General features: G+C 39.6%; 1 protein-coding gene. It reads right to left on the bottom strand.

Going from position 1 to position 1,340, the window contains the following annotated elements; genetic code table 11:
• Positions 1-111: 111 nt before the first annotated feature.
• Positions 112-1,271 (bottom strand): IS3 family transposase gene (locus ACE38V_RS23195; RefSeq protein ID WP_375845109.1). Its coding sequence is split into 2 segments (ribosomal slippage): positions 112-1,010 and positions 1,010-1,271, totalling 1,161 coding nucleotides; the frame shifts between segments, so codons are not numbered across the junction.
• Positions 1,272-1,340: the final 69 nt, after the last annotated feature.

The following is a 1,340-nucleotide window of genomic DNA, read 5'->3' as shown; positions in this document are numbered from 1 at the left end:
TGATACTACGTCAAGAAAATAGACACAGATTTTTCTACCGCGCTTGCGCTTGGTGGCCTTCATAAAAAAGTTTAAATGAAGAGCGATTTAAACTTTTTTATGAAGGTAAAATCAGGCTACAGAATTTCTATACATTTGCTCAAATTCATTCGGTGTATAGTACCCCAATGTTGAATGGATCCTTCTAGAATTGTAGAAGAACTCGATGTACTCAAACAGAGATTTCTTCGCTTCTTCTCTGGTTTTATACTTTGTTTGATATACGAGCTCACGTTTAAGAATACCGTGAAAAGATTCGATACAAGCGTTGTCGTAACAGTTTCCTTTTCGGCTCATGCTGCCTATCATATTGTATTTTTTTAATAGTTTCTGATATTCACAGGAGGCATACTGAACACCCCGGTCTGAGTGATGAATGACGCCTTTCTCTGGTTTTTGGCGTTTGTAAGCCATCTTTAATGCAGAGATAACTAATTCCTTTGTCATGGTTTTATCCATGGCCCAACCTACTATTTTACGAGAATACAAATCCATTACGGTCGCCAAATACAACCAGCCCTCGTGGGTCGGAATATAAGTGATATCTGTTACCCATAGTTGGTTTGGTTTAATTGCTTTGAACTGTCGATCTAGGACGTTTTCACTTACAGGATGTTGATGCTTTGAATTGGTTGTAGCCTTGTATTTTCTGACAGTGCAAGACTTCCATTGGTTCTTTGTCATTATGCGAGAAACTGTACGCTCACTGACTATCACACCTCGTCTATTCAGCGTTTTAGTGATTTTGATACTGCCGTAACGCTGCTTGAATTCTAGATGGGTCTGTAGAATATCTTGTGATAATTTCTCGTGCTGTTTTTGCCTGTCACTTTTCGGTCGCTTTAACCATTTGAAGTAACCACTTTTGGAAACTCCCAGAACATTGCACATCTTCTCCACTCGGTAATGGGAGCGGTTTTCATGAATGAATTTATATTTTACCGAGGGCTTTTCGCGAAGTAGTGCATCGCCTTTTTTAGGATTTCATTCTCCTCCTTGAGATCACGCATTTCCTTCTGGAGAGCCCTTAATTCTGCCTCTGCTGATGAGAAAGACTGTACGGCCTTAATCTCTGGTTGCTGGCCATACTTCTTCACCCAGCCATGCAAGGTATTCTCATTCACGCCCACTTCTCTAGCCACTTGAGCTACAGACTTATGGTTTTCAGTGATATACTTTACCGTTTCAATTTTAAATGCTTCTTCGTATCGTTTGCCATTACCTTTTGCCATACAGACACACCTCGTTATAGTTGATATATTTATTATAACAATCTGTGTCTACTTTTTAGTCTAGCATCA

This window comes from Cytobacillus sp. Hz8 (genome assembly GCF_042263505.1).
GTDB lineage: Bacteria > Bacillota > Bacilli > Bacillales > Cytobacillaceae > Bacillus_BE.
Note: the sequence above shows the minus strand (reverse complement) of the source record. Positions and strands in the feature narration are given on the sequence as shown.